The 16,840-nt window shown below is 61.4% G+C and carries 15 protein-coding genes; 2 read left to right on the forward strand and 13 right to left on the reverse strand.

Annotated features, from left to right (window positions below):
* Positions 1-45 precede the first annotated feature (45 nt).
* The 7 genes from ACTG2U_RS07215 to ACTG2U_RS07245 form a co-directional block, all read right to left on the reverse strand.
* The gene (locus ACTG2U_RS07215; RefSeq protein WP_439974285.1) at positions 46-552 is read right to left on the reverse strand and encodes an N-acetyltransferase family protein; all 507 of its coding nucleotides are present in this window, start codon (positions 550-552) and stop codon (positions 46-48) included.
* Entirely contained in the window at positions 540-1,346 is an 807-nt protein-coding gene (locus ACTG2U_RS07220) for a M48 family metallopeptidase (RefSeq protein WP_005338409.1), read from the reverse strand. The genes ACTG2U_RS07215 and ACTG2U_RS07220 overlap by 13 nt, the downstream gene beginning before the upstream one ends.
* A 181-nt stretch (positions 1,347-1,527) precedes the next feature.
* A complete protein-coding gene (locus ACTG2U_RS07225) occupies positions 1,528-2,502 on the reverse strand; it encodes a PstS family phosphate ABC transporter substrate-binding protein (protein WP_005338411.1) in 975 nt (324 codons plus the stop codon).
* Between the two features lie 178 nt (positions 2,503-2,680).
* Entirely contained in the window at positions 2,681-3,976 is a 1,296-nt protein-coding gene (gene phoR / locus ACTG2U_RS07230; RefSeq protein ID WP_005338413.1) for a phosphate regulon sensor histidine kinase PhoR, read from the reverse strand.
* 8 nt (positions 3,977-3,984) lie between these two features.
* Positions 3,985-4,674, reverse strand: coding sequence for a phosphate regulon transcriptional regulator PhoB (gene phoB, locus ACTG2U_RS07235; protein WP_005338414.1), 690 nt, complete (start codon positions 4,672-4,674; stop codon positions 3,985-3,987).
* 101 nt (positions 4,675-4,775) lie between these two features.
* The gene (locus tag ACTG2U_RS07240; protein ID WP_193859575.1) at positions 4,776-5,186 is read right to left on the reverse strand and encodes a VOC family protein; all 411 of its coding nucleotides are present in this window, start codon (positions 5,184-5,186) and stop codon (positions 4,776-4,778) included.
* A 129-nt stretch (positions 5,187-5,315) separates the two neighbouring features.
* Positions 5,316-6,995: a sigma-54-dependent Fis family transcriptional regulator gene (locus ACTG2U_RS07245; protein WP_439974286.1), complete on the reverse strand. Its 1,680-nt coding sequence runs from the start codon at positions 6,993-6,995 to the stop codon at positions 5,316-5,318.
* 236 nt (positions 6,996-7,231) lie between these two features.
* On the opposite strand from ACTG2U_RS07245, the gene exaC reads away from it, so the two are divergent.
* Positions 7,232-8,749, forward strand: a complete 1,518-nt coding sequence (gene exaC / locus ACTG2U_RS07250) for an acetaldehyde dehydrogenase ExaC (RefSeq protein WP_439974287.1) — start codon at positions 7,232-7,234, stop codon at positions 8,747-8,749.
* Positions 8,750-8,829: 80 nt separating this feature from the next.
* Here the strand turns inward: exaC and ACTG2U_RS07255 are convergent, their stop codons facing one another.
* Entirely contained in the window at positions 8,830-9,615 is a 786-nt protein-coding gene (locus tag ACTG2U_RS07255; RefSeq protein WP_439974288.1) for an AraC family transcriptional regulator, read from the reverse strand.
* 233 nt (positions 9,616-9,848) lie between these two features.
* Here ACTG2U_RS07255 and ACTG2U_RS07260 point away from each other — a divergent pair, with 233 nt between their 5' ends.
* Positions 9,849-10,748, forward strand: coding sequence for a DMT family transporter (locus ACTG2U_RS07260; RefSeq protein ID WP_439974289.1), 900 nt, complete (start codon positions 9,849-9,851; stop codon positions 10,746-10,748).
* 81 nt (positions 10,749-10,829) lie between these two features.
* Here the strand turns inward: ACTG2U_RS07260 and ACTG2U_RS07265 are convergent, their stop codons facing one another.
* The 5 genes from ACTG2U_RS07265 to ACTG2U_RS07285 form a co-directional block, all read right to left on the reverse strand.
* Positions 10,830-11,525 carry a response regulator gene (locus ACTG2U_RS07265; RefSeq protein ID WP_005338420.1) on the reverse strand — a complete coding sequence of 232 codons (696 nt, stop codon included), beginning with the start codon at positions 11,523-11,525 and terminating at the stop codon, positions 10,830-10,832.
* Positions 11,526-11,528: 3 nt separating this feature from the next.
* Entirely contained in the window at positions 11,529-13,097 is a 1,569-nt protein-coding gene (locus tag ACTG2U_RS07270) for an ATP-binding protein (protein WP_005358863.1), read from the reverse strand.
* Between the two features lie 17 nt (positions 13,098-13,114).
* Positions 13,115-14,665, reverse strand: a complete 1,551-nt coding sequence (locus tag ACTG2U_RS07275) for an NAD-dependent malic enzyme (protein ID WP_429012538.1) — start codon at positions 14,663-14,665, stop codon at positions 13,115-13,117.
* A 23-nt stretch (positions 14,666-14,688) separates the two neighbouring features.
* The gene (locus tag ACTG2U_RS07280; RefSeq protein ID WP_429012536.1) at positions 14,689-16,005 is read right to left on the reverse strand and encodes a 2-hydroxycarboxylate transporter family protein; all 1,317 of its coding nucleotides are present in this window, start codon (positions 16,003-16,005) and stop codon (positions 14,689-14,691) included.
* 517 nt (positions 16,006-16,522) lie between these two features.
* A complete protein-coding gene (locus ACTG2U_RS07285; RefSeq protein ID WP_085942059.1) occupies positions 16,523-16,693 on the reverse strand; it encodes a hypothetical protein in 171 nt (56 codons plus the stop codon).
* Positions 16,694-16,840: the final 147 nt, after the last annotated feature.

The following is a 16,840-nucleotide window of genomic DNA, read 5'->3' on the forward strand; positions in this document are numbered from 1 at the left end:
TCGCAAAAAAAATAAAGTGACCGAAGGCGAAAAACGGGAGAGTGATCAGAGCAAACGGCTCATTTGTCGCTGCAGGCAGGGCTGCCCGAGGCTTATCAGGGTGCGCTCTTCACCATCAAAGACGAAGCCGCGGCGCAGGTAGAACCCCTCGCCGATGTGGTTGCCATCGAGCAGCCACAATTTGACGCTATGACAACCGGCGCGGCGCATCTGCATCGCCACCGCCTGCCACAGCCGTTTGCCATAACCTTGTCGCCAATGGTCGGGATGGAGGTAAAAAGCGCGGATCAGGGCATGGCTCTGCCCCGCTTCCTGCTGTGGTTGCCAGTAGAGCAGACCTATCACCACCTCATCGAGACAAAGCAGCATGGGCTTTGGGCCCGGCTCGGCCAGACGGCTCTGCCAAATCTGCAGATGAGCGGTGACATCGAGCTGTTCCAGCAGGTCGGCACCGAGCACCTGGCCATAGGCAGCGAGCCAGCTGGCTCGCTGCATCACCGTCATGGCGGCGGCATCATCGCTGCGCGCCATGCGCAGGCTTATGCCTTGCATTGGGGCACCAGACCGTTGGCGCGGGCCTGCTCATAGAGCGGCAACACTTGCGCCTGTTGCGCCTGCAACTCGGCGATCCGGTTCTCGTTGCTCGGGTGGGTAGAGAGTAGTTGCGGCGGCGTGTTGCCACCGGCGGCGGCACTCATGTTTTGCCACAGGGGGATTGCCTCGGCCGGATTGAACCCGGCGCGCGCCATCAGCTCAAGTCCGAGCCGATCCGCTTCGCTCTCCTGAGTTCGGCCATAGGGCAACATCACCCCCACCTCGACCCCGAGGCCAAGGGCGGCCATGGTGGCGCCGCGATACTCGCTGGTGCCCATGGCAATGTCGGCGGCCGCCAGACCGATCCCCGCCAGCTGGCTGCGCGAGAGTCGCTCGTTGGAGTGCTGGGCCAGCACGTGAGTCAGCTCGTGCCCGATGACGGTCGCCAGCTGATCCTGATTCTTGGCCACCTTGAGCAGGCCGCTGTAGACCCCGATCTTGCCGCCGGGCAGGGCGAAGGCGTTGACCTGTTTGGAGTCAAACACCACCACTTCCCAGTTGGTGATGCCATAGCTGGCCGGCACCTGGGCGGTCACCGCCTTGGCGACACAGGAGACATAGGCGTTGAGTTTGGCATCCTTGCTCACCTTCTCCTGCTTCTTCATCTGCTCGAAGGAGTCGGCGCCCAGCTGGTTCATCTGCTGGGGAGAGTAGAGCAGCATCTGGCTGCGGCCGGTCGGCGACTGGGCGCAGGCGACCAGCAGGGAACTACAGAGGGCTACCATGCCAAACTTGGTGAGGGACGCAATCATGAAGGGATCCTTTGCCATAACGTTGCCCTATTCTCGGAAATGCCGCCCTGCTGCGCAAGGGAGCCAGCCCCCGGCTGGCGGAAAAATATCCATCCTGCGCTATTAACAAAACTGACAGCCGCCAAAAACAAAACGAGCCCGCTTGGGGCTCGTTTTATCAGGGCATGCTGACTGCGGGCAGTTACATGATACCCAGCTTTTTCAGGTCAGCCTGTACCACCTTGGCCGGCACCGGCACGTAGCCATCTTTGGCAACGATGTTCTGGCCTGCTTTGGAGAGCATCATCTTGACGAACTCTTGCTCCATCGGGGAGAGCGGCTTGTTCGGATGCTTGTTCACGTAAACGTACAGGAAGCGTGACAACGGATACTTGCCGGTGATGGCGTTATCGGAGGTCGCTTCGATGAAGGTCTTGCCATCTTTGGAGAGCGGTACTGCACGCACGCCGGAGGTGACATAACCGATACCGGAGTAGCCGATGCCGTTCAGGGAGGCAGAAACAGACTGAACCACGGAGGCAGAGCCCGGCTGCTCGTTCACGCCGCTCTTGAAGTCGCCGTTACACAGGGCGTGCTCCTTGAAGTAACCGTAGGTACCGGATACGGAGTTGCGACCGAACAGTTGCAGATCCTTGCTGGACCAGTTGCCATCCAGACCCAGATCAGACCACTTGGTGGCAGCCTTGGCTTCGCCGCACTTGAGGGTGCTGGAGAAGATGGCGTCGATCTGCGGCATGGTCAGCCCCTTGATGGGGTTGTCCTTGTTGACGAACACCGCCAGGGCATCGACTGCAACGCGGATGGCAGTCGGCTTGTAGCCGTAACGCTTCTCGAATGCTTCCTCTTCACCGGCCTTCATGGCACGGCTCATCGGACCGAACTGGGCAACACCTTCGGTCAGGGCAGTCGGTGCGGTAGAAGAACCGGCGGCCTGGATCTGCACGTTGACGTTGGGGTACAAGCGCTTAAATTCTTCGGCCCACAGGGTCATCATGTTGGCCAGGGTGTCCGAGCCGACAGAGGACAGGTTGCCCGAAATGCCGCTGGTCGGTGTGTAATCCGGCAGGTCTTTATCCACACCGGCAGCCAGGGCGCTGACAGAAAACAGGGTTGCTGCGGTGAATCCGATTACACCAGCCAGTTTGTTGAGTTTCATCCAATCTCTCCAAAGTTACAGAAGGTCCGTTCTTAAGACGGCGCCAGTATCTGACCTGGCAGTGACAAATTTATGGATTTAATGTGACACTTTAATGACATGGCGACAGATTTGAACAAATGAAAAGAGGGCCCGTTCAAAGGCCCTCTTTTTGCAGCTAACCCATTGCCATAAAAGACTATTTAATCACCACCATGCGACTCGGAATGAGAAAGCTGAAGCGGCTGCCAAGGCCGACCCGGCTCTCGATATCGAGCTGGCAGTCATGATGACTGAGGGCATGCTTGACGATGGCAAGGCCCAAGCCTGAGCCGCCGGTATGGCGCGAGCGTGCCTTGTCGACCCGATAGAACCGCTCGGTCAGCCGCGCCAGATGCTCTGGGGCAATCCCCTCCCCTTCATCGCTCACGGCAAACAGCGCCATCGCCCCCTGCTTGCGCCACTCCACGGTAATTTTTCGCCCCGCCGGGGTGTAGTGGATGGCGTTATAGACCAGGTTGGAGACAGCACTGCGCAGCTGCTCCTGATCCCCGCGCACCAGAAGATTGGGCTGCACCACAAATTCGAGCTGGTGGGCCCGTTCGCCCGAGAGCGCTCGCGCCTCCTGCTCCAGCAGCCCCAGCATGGCAGGCATGTCCACCAGATGGGAGAGATCCACGGTCGGGGCCGCCTCGATACGGGAGAGGGTGAGTAGCTGATTGACCAGATTATCCATCCGGATGGTCTGCTCCATCATCACCCGATGCGCCTTGGCCCACATGGCGGGCGGGGGCGGCTCCTCGGTCATCTCCAGATAGCCCTTGAGCACGGTCAGCGGGGTGCGCAGCTCGTGAGAGACGTTGGAGACGAAGTGCTTGCGGGTCTTCTCGAGACTGCGCAAACGGGTGACATCCCGCACCACCAGCATCGCCTGATCGGAGGCGTAGGGCATGATGCGAAACTCGAGAAACTTCTCCTCGTTGACCGGGGAGTGCATCTCGAGGGGCTCGTCATACGCCCCCTTGCCCAGATAAGCGTTAAAGGCCGGATTGCGAATGAGGTTGCCGATATGCTGGCCGGCATCCTCCGGCCAACGAAAACCGAGCAGTTGCTCCGCCAGCCGGTTGCACCAGAGGATGCTGCCATCGGTGCGAAACACCACGGCGGCATCGGGCAGCGCCTCGGCACCCTCCCGAAAACGGCGAATAAGCCCCGCCAGCTCGCGGCGACGGGCACGGTGACGCTGCTGCAGCTTGTAGATACCGTTGAAGATGTACTCCCAGCTGCCATTGCCGCTGGGGGGCACCAAGCTGCGGTCGTGCCACAGCCAGTCAGAGAGCCGCTTCTGGAAGCGATAGTGCCAGCCCAGATGCAACACGGCCGCCACTAACAGGCAGAGGGCAAGATGATCAATCAACCAGCCAACCAATGCGAAGGGGGCGTAAAAAAACGCCATTCGCCACAACTGTCGCCGCCAGGCGTAAGGTTGCAACATAACTGCCTCTAGAGACGGGTTGAGAAGCGGTATCCGGCTCCACGCACCGTCTGGATCAATCTGTCGTGCCCTGTCTCTTCAATCGCCTTGCGCAGGCGACGAATATGCACATCCACGGTTCTGTCCTCGACGTACACATTGGTACCCCAGACATTATTGAGCAGCTGTTCACGGCTGTAGACCCGCTCGGGGTGAGTCATGAAGAAGTGAAGCAGCTTGAATTCGGTCGGCCCCATGTCGAGCGCCTTCTCTTCGGCACTGACCCGGTGGGAGACAGGATCGAGTTTCAGCCCCTGCACCTCGATCACCTCATCCACCGAGGTGGGCGACACGCGGCGCATCACCGCATGGAGGCGAGCGGTCAACTCCTTGGGCGAGAACGGCTTGGTAATGTAGTCGTCGGCACCGGCCTCCAGACCACGCACCTTGTCCTCCTCTTCACCGCGAGCGGTGAGCATCACCACCGGGATCTGGCGCGTCACCTCATCCTGCTTGAGCTGCTTGATAAACTGGATGCCACTGCCGCCCGGCATCATCCAGTCGAGCACGATGAGTTCGGGGTAGGGTTCGCGCACCTTCGCCAGTCCATCGGCGTAATCTTCCGCTTCAATCGTCTCATATCCCTTCTGCTCCAACACGAAGCAGAGCATTTCGCGGATCGGTGCTTCGTCCTCGACCACCAGAATTCGCTTAGCCATTCCCTTCTCTCTCCTCTGTGAAGATGGGTGCGCCAATTATTAGAATTTTCTGTGACACTTTTATGACTTTATGACAGGCGGGATGATAAACGTTTTCAGATTCAGTTGGCAGCAGTACGTTGCAACAAGTCCCACCGGTTGCCACTGATATCCTCAAACACCACCACGGTGCCATATGGTTCATCGCGAGGCTGTTCACAAAAATGAACACCGTACGCCTGCATGCGCTGGTAATCCCCCCAGAAATCAGTGGTCTCGAGGAACAGAAATACCCGACCACCGCCCTGCTGACCGATGGCGGTCTGCTGCTGCGCATTGGCCGCTTGTGCCAGCAGCAACGCGGAACCGGGGGCGCCTTTGGGGGCAACCCGCACCCAGCGCTTGCCCGGTTTGCCCGGCTCGTCGAGCCGGGTGTCTTCCAGGAGCACAAAGCCAAGTCCCTCGGTAAAAAAGCGAATGGCCTGATCGTAATCGGCGACCAGCAGGGTCAGCGCCCCTATGTGTTGTGACATGGCAGAAAAACCTCAACGGATGAGTCAACGGGCGCAATGCCCCCGGCAAGGGCGCATCATAGCGGCTGGATGGGCAGGGCTCCAGCCGTCATGTGCGTCTTGAAAACGACCGATGAGGGGAGCGAGCACTCAAGGGGCTTCGCGCAGCGCCCGGTAGAGGGTGGTGCGACTGATGCCGAGCTGGCGCGCCGCCTCGCTCACGTTGCCCCCGCACGCCGCCAGCGTTTGCTGTACCTGCCGCCGGGTTTGTTCACGCAAGCTGGTCGCCTCCCCCATCGGCAAGACGCCGGGCTCTGTGGCCACACTGGGCAGATGTAGGTGGGCGGGTTCTATCCAACCCAACCCCTCTGCCAGCACACAGGCTACTTCCAGTGCCTGCTTGAGCTGGCGCACGTTGCCGGGCAGCGGATGGGCCAGCAGTTGTTGCTCCGCATCGCGGGTCAGACGCAGGGTCGGGTCCATCTCCGCCAACAGTCGCTGGATCAGCTCCAGACGCTCAGTGGCAGGCCAACGGCGCAGCGGCATCAGCTGCTGACGCCAGCCGCAGATCCGGTAATAGAGGTCTTCGCGAAATGCGCCACTCTGCACCATGGCCGCCAGATCCCGGTGGCTGGCACTGACCAGCCAGAAATCCACCGCCTCCGGCTTGTGACTGCCAACCGGCGTCACGCAGCGCTCCTGCAATACCCTCAGCAGTCGAGTTTGAGCCTGCAGCGGCAGTTCGCCAATTTCATCGAGCATCAGCATGCCGCCGTGGGCTGCACGCAGATAACCCTGACTGCCCTGGCTGCGGGCACCGCTGAAAGCCCCGCCCACATAGCCAAACAGCTCTGCTTCCACCAGATCTGCTGGTAACGCGCCGCAGTTGACGCACACCAGTGGCTGCTCCCGCCGACTCGACGCTCGGTGCAGGGCCCGCACCAGATGCTCCTTGCCGCTGCCGGTCTCCCCCTCGATAAGCAACGAAATGCCGCGCTCCAGCATCTTGAGCGGCACCTGCTGCGGAGGTAGCACCGAGCTTGAGTGACCCGGCAGCACGGCGCGGGAAGGTGTCGCGTCCGCTTCTGGCAACAGCCGCAAGCCACGCCCCTCGCGCAGCAGTTGCCTGCCATCGAAAGGGTGCTGGCCGAGCCAGAGCCGGCCTGCCCGGTTGGCGCCGAGCAGCTCCCCCTCCTCCCCCAGCAGCAGACGGGCGGACCAGAGACTCTGGGGCTCGAGATCCACCAGCCAGCCCGGCTGACGCGCCAATAGTGCGTTTTCGAGGGTCATGGCCAGCAGCCGCACCGTGCCCAGCATGTCGCCATCGTGATGGGCCGCATCGGTGGAGATATCGAGCACCCCGAGCAATTGCCCATCTGGCCCGAGCAACGGGCAAGCGCTGCAACTAAGGAAGCTGTGCTGGGCGAAGAAGTGCTGATTGCCGAGCACCTGCACTTCGCTCTGCTCGGCCAGCGCGGTACCGATGGCGTTGGTACCCTTGCTCGCCTCCCCCCAGCGGGCGCCACTGCGCAAAAAGATACGCTCGGCATGGCGGGCGAACCCCTCATCACCACTGGCGGCCAGAATGGCCCCCTCACCGTCACACAACAACAGGCGACAGGGGCGACCCGCCAGCAACTGGGCAAACAGCGGCAGCACGAAGCGCTGGAAGCAAGCAATCAGCGCCCTGTGCTGCTCCTGACGGGCCGACAGCTCCCCTTGGGGCAGCAAGTCCAGATCAGCGCTCTGCTGGCGGCTCAGCCCCTGATGCAGGCAGCGCTGCCAGGAACGCTGGATCGGACCGGGACCGGGTTGAAGTGACTCACTCATCACGCCTCCTGTTCACAAACAGCACAACTGTCTCGGTCACTGTCCAGAAACGGTACAGTTTTATCGCAATAGCCGTGGACATTGGTTAACCAAGATACGCTGCCACACCCCATTTGATAACGTTTTTGTAACCTTTTGTCTGCTGGTCAGACCCTTTGGCACGCCCCTTGCGATATCAGCTGGCAACCGGTCTGTCAGCCAGTCCGGTCAGGATCACACACATAAAGGATGATGAGATGATTTATACCGCTCCCGGTCAGGCAGGTGCCCTGGTCAGCTTCAAGTCCCGTTACGACAACTTCATCGGTGGTGAGTGGGTGGCACCGCGCGCCGGCCGCTACTTTGAAAATATCTCGCCGGTGGATGGCAAAGTATTCTGCGAGGTCGCCCGCTCCGACGCCGCCGATATCGAGCTGGCGCTTGATGCCGCCCACAAGGCGTTCACCAGCTGGAGCAAGACCAGCGTCACCGAGCGCAGCAACCTGCTGCTGCGTATCGCCGATCGCATCGAGCAGAACATCGAACGGCTCGCCATCGCCGAAACCTGGGAGAACGGCAAGGCGGTGCGTGAAACCCTGGCCGCCGACCTGCCGCTGGTGGTGGATCACTTCCGCTACTTCGCTGGCTGCATTCGTGCTCAGGAGGGCTCGGCCGCCGAGCTGGATCAGAACACCGTCAGCTACCACTTCAAGGAGCCCATCGGCGTGGTCGGCCAGATCATCCCGTGGAACTTCCCGCTGCTGATGGCCGCCTGGAAGCTTGCCCCTGTGCTAGCGGCGGGTTGCTGCAGCGTGCTCAAGCCCGCCGAGCAGACCCCGGTCACCATCATGCTGATGATGGATCTCATCAAGGACATCCTGCCCCCCGGCGTAGTCAACGTGGTCAACGGCTTCGGCGCCGAGGCAGGTCAGGCGCTGGCCACCAGCAACCGGATCCAGAAACTCGCCTTCACCGGTTCGACCGAAGTGGGCGCCCATATCCTGCGCTGCGCCGCCGACAAGCTGATCCCCTCCACCGTGGAGCTGGGCGGCAAGTCCCCCAATATCTACTTCGCCGACGTGATGCAGCACGAGAGCAGCTACATCGACAAGGCGGTAGAAGGGATGCTGATGACCTTCTTCAACCAGGGGGAAGTGTGTACCTGCCCCTCCCGCGCGCTGGTGCAGGCCAGCATCTATGACGACTTCATGGACCGAGTGCTGGCCCGTGCCCGCACCATAGTGCAGGGCAACCCCCTCGATACCGCCACTCAGGTGGGAGCGCAGGCGTCCCGCGAGCAGTTCGACAAGATCCTGGGCTACATGGAGATCGGCCGCGGCGAAGGGGTCAAGATGCTGATCGGCGGCGGCCCGGCCAAGGTGAACGGACTGGAGGGGGGATTCTACATCCAGCCCACCATCTTCTCCGGTCAGAACAAGATGCGGGTGTTCCAGGAGGAGATCTTCGGGCCGGCACTCGGGGTCACCACCTTCAAGGACGAGGCGGATGCTCTGGCGATTGCCAACGACACCCAGTACGGGTTGGGGGCAGGCCTGTGGACCCGCGACAGCAATCTGGCCTGGCGCATGGGGCGTGGCATTCAGGCTGGCCGGGTCTGGGTCAACTGCTACCACGCCTACCCGGCACACGCCGCCTTTGGCGGTTACAAAAAGTCGGGGATCGGCCGTGAGACCCACAAGATGATGCTGGACCACTACCAGAACACCAAGAACCTGCTGGTGAGTCACGACATCAACTCGCTCGGCTTCTTCTAGCGCAAGCAGATGTCATCAGAAAGGGCGCCTGCGGGCGCCCTCCTTGTTTTGCTTCATCAGATGACATGTCCGGCGATTTGTTATCGGGCTGACTGTAGGCGATAACGCTGGGGGGAGCAGCCCAGCTCCCGGTTGAACATGGCGATAAAGGCCGAGGTGGAGCCGTAACCGAGCCGCCAGCTAATCTCCTGAATGGACATGTCCCCCTTGAGCCAGGCCAGCGCCTTGAGCAACCGCAGCCGCGCCCGCCACTGACCGAAGCTCATCCCCAGCTCCCGCAGGTAGCGCCGCGCCAGGGTGCGCTCTGTGGTGTGCAGTTGTCCGGCCCACTGGGCCAGAGTACGGGGATCGGCAGGATCGCTGTGCAACGCCGCCAGCATGGGAGCCAGCAGCTTGTCCTGACTCATCGGCAGGTAGCTCTCCTGACAACGGGTGCGCGCCAGCCGCTCCACCAGCAACTCGGCCTGGCGCTGATCCCACTCATCCACCATATGGCCTACCCGCCGTTCGCAAAAATCGCTCAGCAGGGCGCGGATCAGCGGGGTGAGCAGCAGCAATCTGGGCTCTGGCGGCAGCTTGGCCGCCAGCTCGTGGCTGACGTAGATGGAGGTGTAGTCGAGGGTCTGCTCGTTGTAGGAGGTGTGGTCGAGATCCGCCGGTACCCAGATAAGGTAGTCGGCAGGGGCCACCAGTCGCTGATCCCCCAGCTCTATCTCCATGATCCCCAGACTGATCATGTTGAGCTGGCCCCAGGGGTGGGAGTGCAGCACGGTCGCGCTGTCGGCCAGCATCTGCTGGTAACTGAAATAGAGCGGATTCGGAGCGGGCAGAACGACATCTACCGGCTGAAACTGGTGAGTGGCCATCAGCGCCCCTTGTCAGCGAGAGAGAGGAGCAGGCGTGATGCAACGCCCTGTTGGCTCGGTCTCCGGCACAGGCCAAAAGCAGCCATCAGTTGCGGGCAGACGCTGCCCGTGTGGGCCGGAATAAGGTACATCAGAAAGAGTTGTCTTTTCTGCTGGGTCATCTGTCTGTTTTACGCTACTTGATAATATAAAGACAAGGGTAGACTTGGCCCCCTGTTAATAAGGAGCCTCTGATGCGAATCTTTTCCCCTCTTCTCTTTCCGCTGATGGCTGTGCTGATCTGGGCTACCAATACCGTGGTGTCCAAGGCGGCCGCCAGCGTGCTCGACCCCGCGGCTATCTCCTTCTATCGCTGGGTGATTGCCGCCCTAGCGCTGACCCCCTTCTGTCTGCCAACCCTCTGGCGGCGACGCAGTGAGGTTCGCCCCTGGCTCGGCAAGCTGCTGGTGCTGGCGGCCCTCGGTATGGTGCTCTACCAGTGCCTCGCTTACTACGCTGCTCACAGCACTTCGGCCACCAATATGGGGGTGATCGGCTCCCTCATTCCATTGCTCACCCTGCTGCAAGGGGCGCTCTTCTTCGGCCAGCGTCCCGGCAAACAGGCACTGCTCGGCATGAGTCTCTCCCTGTTCGGAGTGCTCTGGCTGCTTGGCAAGAGCGAACCGCTCGCCCTGCTCCACAACGGCATCAACCCGGGGGATGGCATGATGCTGCTGGGCTCCGCCAGCTACGCCCTTTACGGCCTCTTGATCCGCCGCTGGCACCTGCCGTTTGGCCCCTGGCTCAACCTCTATATGCAGATCCTGCTGGCCGTACTGCTGCTGGTGCCGCTCGCCCTCAGCGCCGACTCGATGGCAGTGCCGGCCGAAGGGTGGGGGCTGGTGCTCTTCGCCGGGCTCGCCTCCTCCCTGCTGGCAGCCTACTGCTGGATGCGCGGCCTCGCCTGCATGGGGGCAGAGCGTACCTCGGTCTTTATGAACCTGATGCCGCTCTGTACGGCGCTGATCGCCGTCGTCGGCCTGGGCGAGCCGATCCACGGCTACCACCTGCTGGGTGGCGGACTGATCCTGGGAGGCGTGATGATCTCCCAGCTGAAAAAGCGTGTCCCACTGCCGGAACGCAATGCGGCCTGACGGGCAACATGCAAAAAACAACAAGGGAGCCGCTGGCTCCCTTGTTCATTTCTATCGTGCTCTAACGACGGTGAACCGACTTCACCCCGCCCGGCGCCAGCGGTAGCGCCGCTCCGGTCGCCCCCGCTGACCGTAGTTGAGATCTACATCGACCCGGTCTTCCGACTCCAGATACTCCAGATAGCGGCGCGCCGTGGTGCGGCTGAGGGAGAGTCGCAGCGCCACCGTGTCGGTGGAGAAGACGTTCTCCGGCTCACCCGCCAGCAGATCCAGTACCTGACGCAGGGTGATGCTGTCGATCCCCTTGGGGGTGACGCGCATCTCCTTGATCTGGGAGCGCCCCCCCTTGCCCAGCAACTTATCGAGATCTTCCTGCTCCAGCCGACCCCGCTCGCAGAGGCGGCTGTGCAGTTGCAGGATCTCGTCCAGACTCTGCTGGATGCGAAACAGCCGCAATGGTTTGATGACGTAGTCATGAACCCCCAGATTGAGGGCCTGCTGGATGGTCTCCACATCCCGCGAGGCAGTCACCATGATGACGTAGGCTTCGCGGTTGTGGCTGCGCAGGCGGCTCACCCACTCAAGGCCGGAGCCATCGGGCAGGGAAACATCCACCAGCAGCAGTTGGGGCACCACACCGGCCATCATGGCATCGGCCTGGGCCAGGGTGCCGGCCCGCCCCAGCAGGGAGAAACCGGGGGTCGCCGCCACCAGTTCTGACAAGATGGCACCGATCCGATCGTCATCTTCAATAACAAGCGTGATTATTGGGTCCATGGCTCACATTAATTGGTTTTTATTCAAGTAGATACCAAACAGGGTGGTCTGCTCGGCGGTTCGCCGCCATTCTATCACACCCTCGTGCCGACCCACGGTCTCCTTGACCAGGAACAGACCCACTCCGTGATCGCCGCTCTGGCGACTCACCCCGTAATCGAACAGGTGATCGGCCAGCTCCTCGTCGACCCCCTCGCCGCTATCCTCCACCTCGATCACCAGTCGCCGCCCCACATCGCACAGGGACAGCAGCACCCGCGGCGGCCGCTGCTGGCGGTTGCGCCAGGCCGCCTGCAGGCCGTTGTCCAGCAGGTTGCCAATGAGGGTGATGAGATCGGCCGAGACCGAAGCCGGATACTCCGCCAGCGCCGAGTCGGGATCGAGCTCCAGGGTCACCCCGAGCTCGCGAGCCCGGCTGAACTTGCCGAGAATAAGCCCCGCCACCGGCTTGTTGTCGATCAGCCGCAGCAGCTCCTGCAGCATGGTCTGGCACGCTTCATTCTCCTGCTGGATCAGCTCCACCGCCTGATCCACATGGCCCAGCTGCAACAAGCCGGAGAGGCTGCTCAGCTTGTTGGCAAACTCGTGGCTCTGCATCCGCAGCATCTCGGCATACTGGCGCAGGTGGGTCACCTGCACCCCCAGACTGGCAGCCACCTCTGGGCGGCTGAAGATCAGCAACCGCCCCGGCGCCTTGCCCTGCACCGCCTGCCAGCGACCGACAAAGGACTCCCCCTGAATGGTGAAGCTCACTTCCCCACCCTCCTGCTCCAGACAGGGGGCAAGGGGCGGCACCAGCTCCGCCAGCGACTGCCCCTGCAGGGCATGGCGCCCGGTAACCGGCAGCCGCAGCTGATAGCTGGCGGTGCTGTTGATCATGTTGATGTTGCCGCGGCCATCAAGGGCGATGACCCCTTCGGTGATGTGCTCAAGCACCAGATCCTGCAGGGTGAAGCGGCGCACGATCGCCTCCGGCTCCAGATCGAGCAGGGTCTTGCGCAGCAAATATTGCACCCAGAGTGCCAGCAGCAGGCCGCACCCCAGCACAGCCACAATGGCGCTGATGAGCAGGGCCACCCGCTCCATATAGATGCCCTCCACCTGCTGCATCAGGTAGCCCACCACCACGGCCCCCATGACGCGCCCATCCCCGCCCACCACCGGGGAGAAGCAGCGGATCGCCGGCCCCATGGTGCCCCGATCCTTGGAGCAGTAGCTGCGTCGCTCCTGCAGCGCGGGCCAGATATCCTCGCCGCGAAACTTCTGCCCCACCAGATCGGGGTTGGGGTGACTGAGGCGGCGACCATGCTCGTCGGTCACCACCATATAGGTGGCATCGGTGCGGTTGCAGACCGCCTCCACATAGTCGCGCAGAGTCGGATCACTGCCCTGACGCAGGGCCTCGACCACCCGGGTGTCCGCCGCCATCACCCGTGCCAGATCACTCCCCTTATCCTGCAGGTTGCTCTCCAGCAGATGACGGATAAAGAGGGCCAGCAGGCTGCCCAGAATGAGGATCAGCAGCAGGGAGAGCCCAAGAGAGAGGGTGACCAACTGGTGGCGAAGTTTCATGCACATACCTTAAAACGTCAGGACGCAGCCCAATAGTGCGGATGCCACCAGGTCTGGTCAATCAAAGGAGCCGGATCGCCGACAAAATCGGCCAATCCTTCCTCGCGGGCACAGAGCGCCACCGCTCTGGCGACTGCGCGGGCCACCTCTCCCACCTGTTCAATCGGGGGCAGCAGACGACCCGCCACCAGCGGATAGGCACCGACCGCCCGCACCGCGGCCAGCAACATGCCATCGCTGATGCGGCGCGCCTTGACGGCGCAGGCCCCGAGACCAATCCCCGGAAAGACATAGACGTTGTTGCACTGGGAAACCACCCGCCGCTCCCCCGCCAACGTCACCGGCGCAAAGGGGCTGCCGGTGGCCAGCAAAGCTCGGCCATCTGTGGCAGCCCACACCTGCTCGGGGGTAGCCTCGGCGCTGCGGGTCGGGTTGGAGAGTGGCAGGATCACCGGCTGCGCACACACATCCCCCATCGCCTGCAACACCTCGCCAGTAAAGAGGCCGCCCTGACCGCTCACCCCGATCAGCACCGCCGGGCGCACCTGACGGATGGTCTCCAGCAGCGAACAACTCCCCTCCTCAACGGCGCGGGCAAACGGCTGTTGGGCGCGAGTCAAGTTGGGACGATCGGCGCAGACCACCCCGTCCTGATCAAACAGCCAGACGCCGTCGTGACTCCCCGCCAGCTGGGCCAGCATGGCGGCGATGCCGCAACCGGCAGAGCCCGCCCCGACGATCAACATCGGGGCATCATTGAGGGTGGTACCCGCTTGTTGCAACCCGGCCAGCACGCAGGCAGAGGCGACTGCCGCCGTGCCCTGAATGTCGTCGTTGAACATGCAGAGCTCGTCCCGATAGCGGGCCAGCAGGTTGGCGGCGTGCTTGCCGGCAAAATCTTCAAACTGCAGTACCACCTGCGGCCAGCGCTTGCGAATGGCGGCCACCACCTTGTCCATGAAGTGGTAGTAGCTCTCGCCGTCGATGCGCGGGGATTGCCAGCCGAGGTAGGAGTCATCCTCCAGCAGCTCGGGGTTGTTGGTGCCCACATCGACACAGAGCGGCAGGGTGCGCGCCGGGTTAATGCCGCCAGCGGCGGAGTAGAGCGCCAGCTTGCCGATACAGATCCCCATGCCGCCGATACCGAGATCGCCAAGCCCCAGCACCCGCTCACCGTCGGAGATGACGATCACGTCCACCTCCTGCTCTACCGACTCGAGGATGTCGTCAAGATCATCCCGGTCGTGCCAGGAGAGATAGAGACCGTGGCTGCGCAGATAGAGATCGCTGTGGCGCTGGCACGCCTCTCCCACCACCGGGGTGTAGATGATCGGCAGCAGCTCCGGCAGGTGGTGGCGTACCAGATCGTAGAAGAGCACCGGGTTGTCCTCCTGCAACTGGCGCAGCAGCAGATGCTGGTCAAACGGACTCTGCATGGCGCTGACCAATCGGTAGATCCGGCGCCGCTGCTGGGAGAGGGACTCCTCCTTGTGGGGCATACGCCCCCGCACGCCCTGACGCTTGCGTTCTGCATAGGGCAGGCTGGTGCCCATCATGATGTCGTTCATTTTGTTTGTTCCTCAATCCGGTATCAGGCGAGCAGGGAGATAAGAGCAGTAGCCAGGATCAGCATCACGGCGCCGCCAAGACGGGAGGATATCTGGGCAAAGGGCATCAGCTTCATCCGCTGGGCCGCCGAGAGCACGGCTACGTCGCCGGTGCCGCCCATGTTGGCCATGCAGAGCCCGCCGGTGATGGCCGCCTCGATGGGATAGAAGCCGATCATCCGCCCCACCAGTGCCGCGCCAAGGGCTCCACCGATCACGGTGACCATGACCAGCACGAAGTAGCTGATGGAGAAGGCACTGATGAGCTCCGGAATACTGGTGTAGGCGACACCGATCCCCACCAGCAGGGAGGGAGTGAGGTTGCTCACCACAAACTGATACCAGTCGGCCGCCGCCTGCTCATAACGGCGCGGCAGCAGGCCGCTCACCTTGATAAAGGCGACCGCCAAAATCATCAGGGCGAAGGGGTGCATGGGGATAAAGTTGCCAAGCAGGGAGCCCAGCACAAACATGCTGGAGCTGATAAAAAGCCCCATACCCAGACTCTGCAGGGTCGGCGCTTCGGCCTGCTCGTCAGTAATGCTCTGGCTATTCTCTTTGACCATCAGCTTGCCGTTGCCGGTCAGGGAGGGATAACGGCGACCGAGCCGCGCCAGCAGGGAGCCCACCAGAATCGCCAGGGTGTTGGCGATCACCACCGCCGGTACCATGCGCGACAAGAGATCCGCACTGGACATCTGCATCGGGCCGGAGAGGATCTCTACCAACGGCACCGCGCCAGCCCCCATGCCGCCGCCCATGATGGGCAGGCCGATCAGCAGCACCGCATTCTTAAAGCCATACCCCATCAGGGAGCCGACCAGCCCCACGCTCAGCAGTGCTAGTGCGACGCCGCCAAGAATGACCGGCAGGTAGCGCATGGCGGCATTTTTCAGCAAAGCGCCGCTCATACCGAACACCGAACCGGTCACCAGACTGGCGATAAAGAAGTTGAGAAAGCCCCCCTCCTTCATGAAGTTGGTGATGACCTGCCCCGCCTGCACCGGCAGCAGCTGATATTCGAACAGGGCGGCGCCGCCGAAGATGGCGAGGATGGTGCCGCCCCCCAGGTATTCGCGGATCGGCATGATCCGCTCGCCCAGTTCGGTCAGCAGGGTGCCCAGCACAAACATCAGCGCCAGCGCACCGACCATGCCCAGCGGCAGCGAGCCATTCCAGCCAGAAAAGAGAACACAGGTCGCCAACCCCAGAAATATAAAGAGCGGCATACCGGCAATTTGTTGGCCGCCCATAAAGGCGGCCTTTTCTTGTGTGGTTTGTAGGGGGGAGAGGTTTTTCATTGTTATGTACTCTGCGTGTGATTGTGGCCGCTACTTTATTGATCCCCCTCTCCCCTGTCGGTTAGCCAGACTGCAAAGCCATATAAAAACATTAAAAACTTAAACATCATGGTGCCGCCAACGTGCGCAGCACAATAGAACACCAGACATCCGATCCCCGACCAAGTCAGGAAATAGGGTGATAAAACGAGCGACCATAATGGCGGATATTTGGATGATCAGCAGTAATAACGATGCGATGATCTCCCCTCTTCGTGAAAATAACAGAGCCAGATGACAAGCTCTGCGACCATTTATCGTCACAGCTTCTGTGAGTGATAATCAGCGGGCAATGTCATCACCATGACGCGAGTGCCACGGCATGCCACATCAGGGTTTGAGTCGGCGTGCAGGAAGCACCCACGATGAAAAAGGGTGAGGAGAAAGATGCAAAAAGGGGAGGTTGAAATAGTGATGAGTCAAGCCAGCGAATACCAGAGCACTGGCTTGAACTCACAAGGATCACACACGGTCAGGTCTATTCTGCCAACAGCAATGGAATATTGGCGGGGTCAAAATCATGACTGATATCGGTACTTCTGATTGCGCCTTCCCGATTCACGCCATGGTGTGACTCTGCACCATATTCCCCATCACTCAACAGCACTTCAATTGCCAGATACACACATCCACTGTCATATCCATCCACAACCCGTTTCCCCCTTGTTTTATAACCCCATCAATATTAGCGGATAAAAAAAGAGCTGCTCACTGAAGCTGAAAATTTCATGAAAATAATCGCCGGATATCCTCTATTCACGGCGCAATATCCGAATCGGCAAGAGAGCCTCGAGTG

Origin of the sequence: Aeromonas sp. 95A, from assembly GCF_051919235.1 — a bacterium.
In the GTDB taxonomy this organism is placed as follows: Bacteria; Pseudomonadota; Gammaproteobacteria; order Enterobacterales; family Aeromonadaceae; genus Aeromonas; species Aeromonas veronii.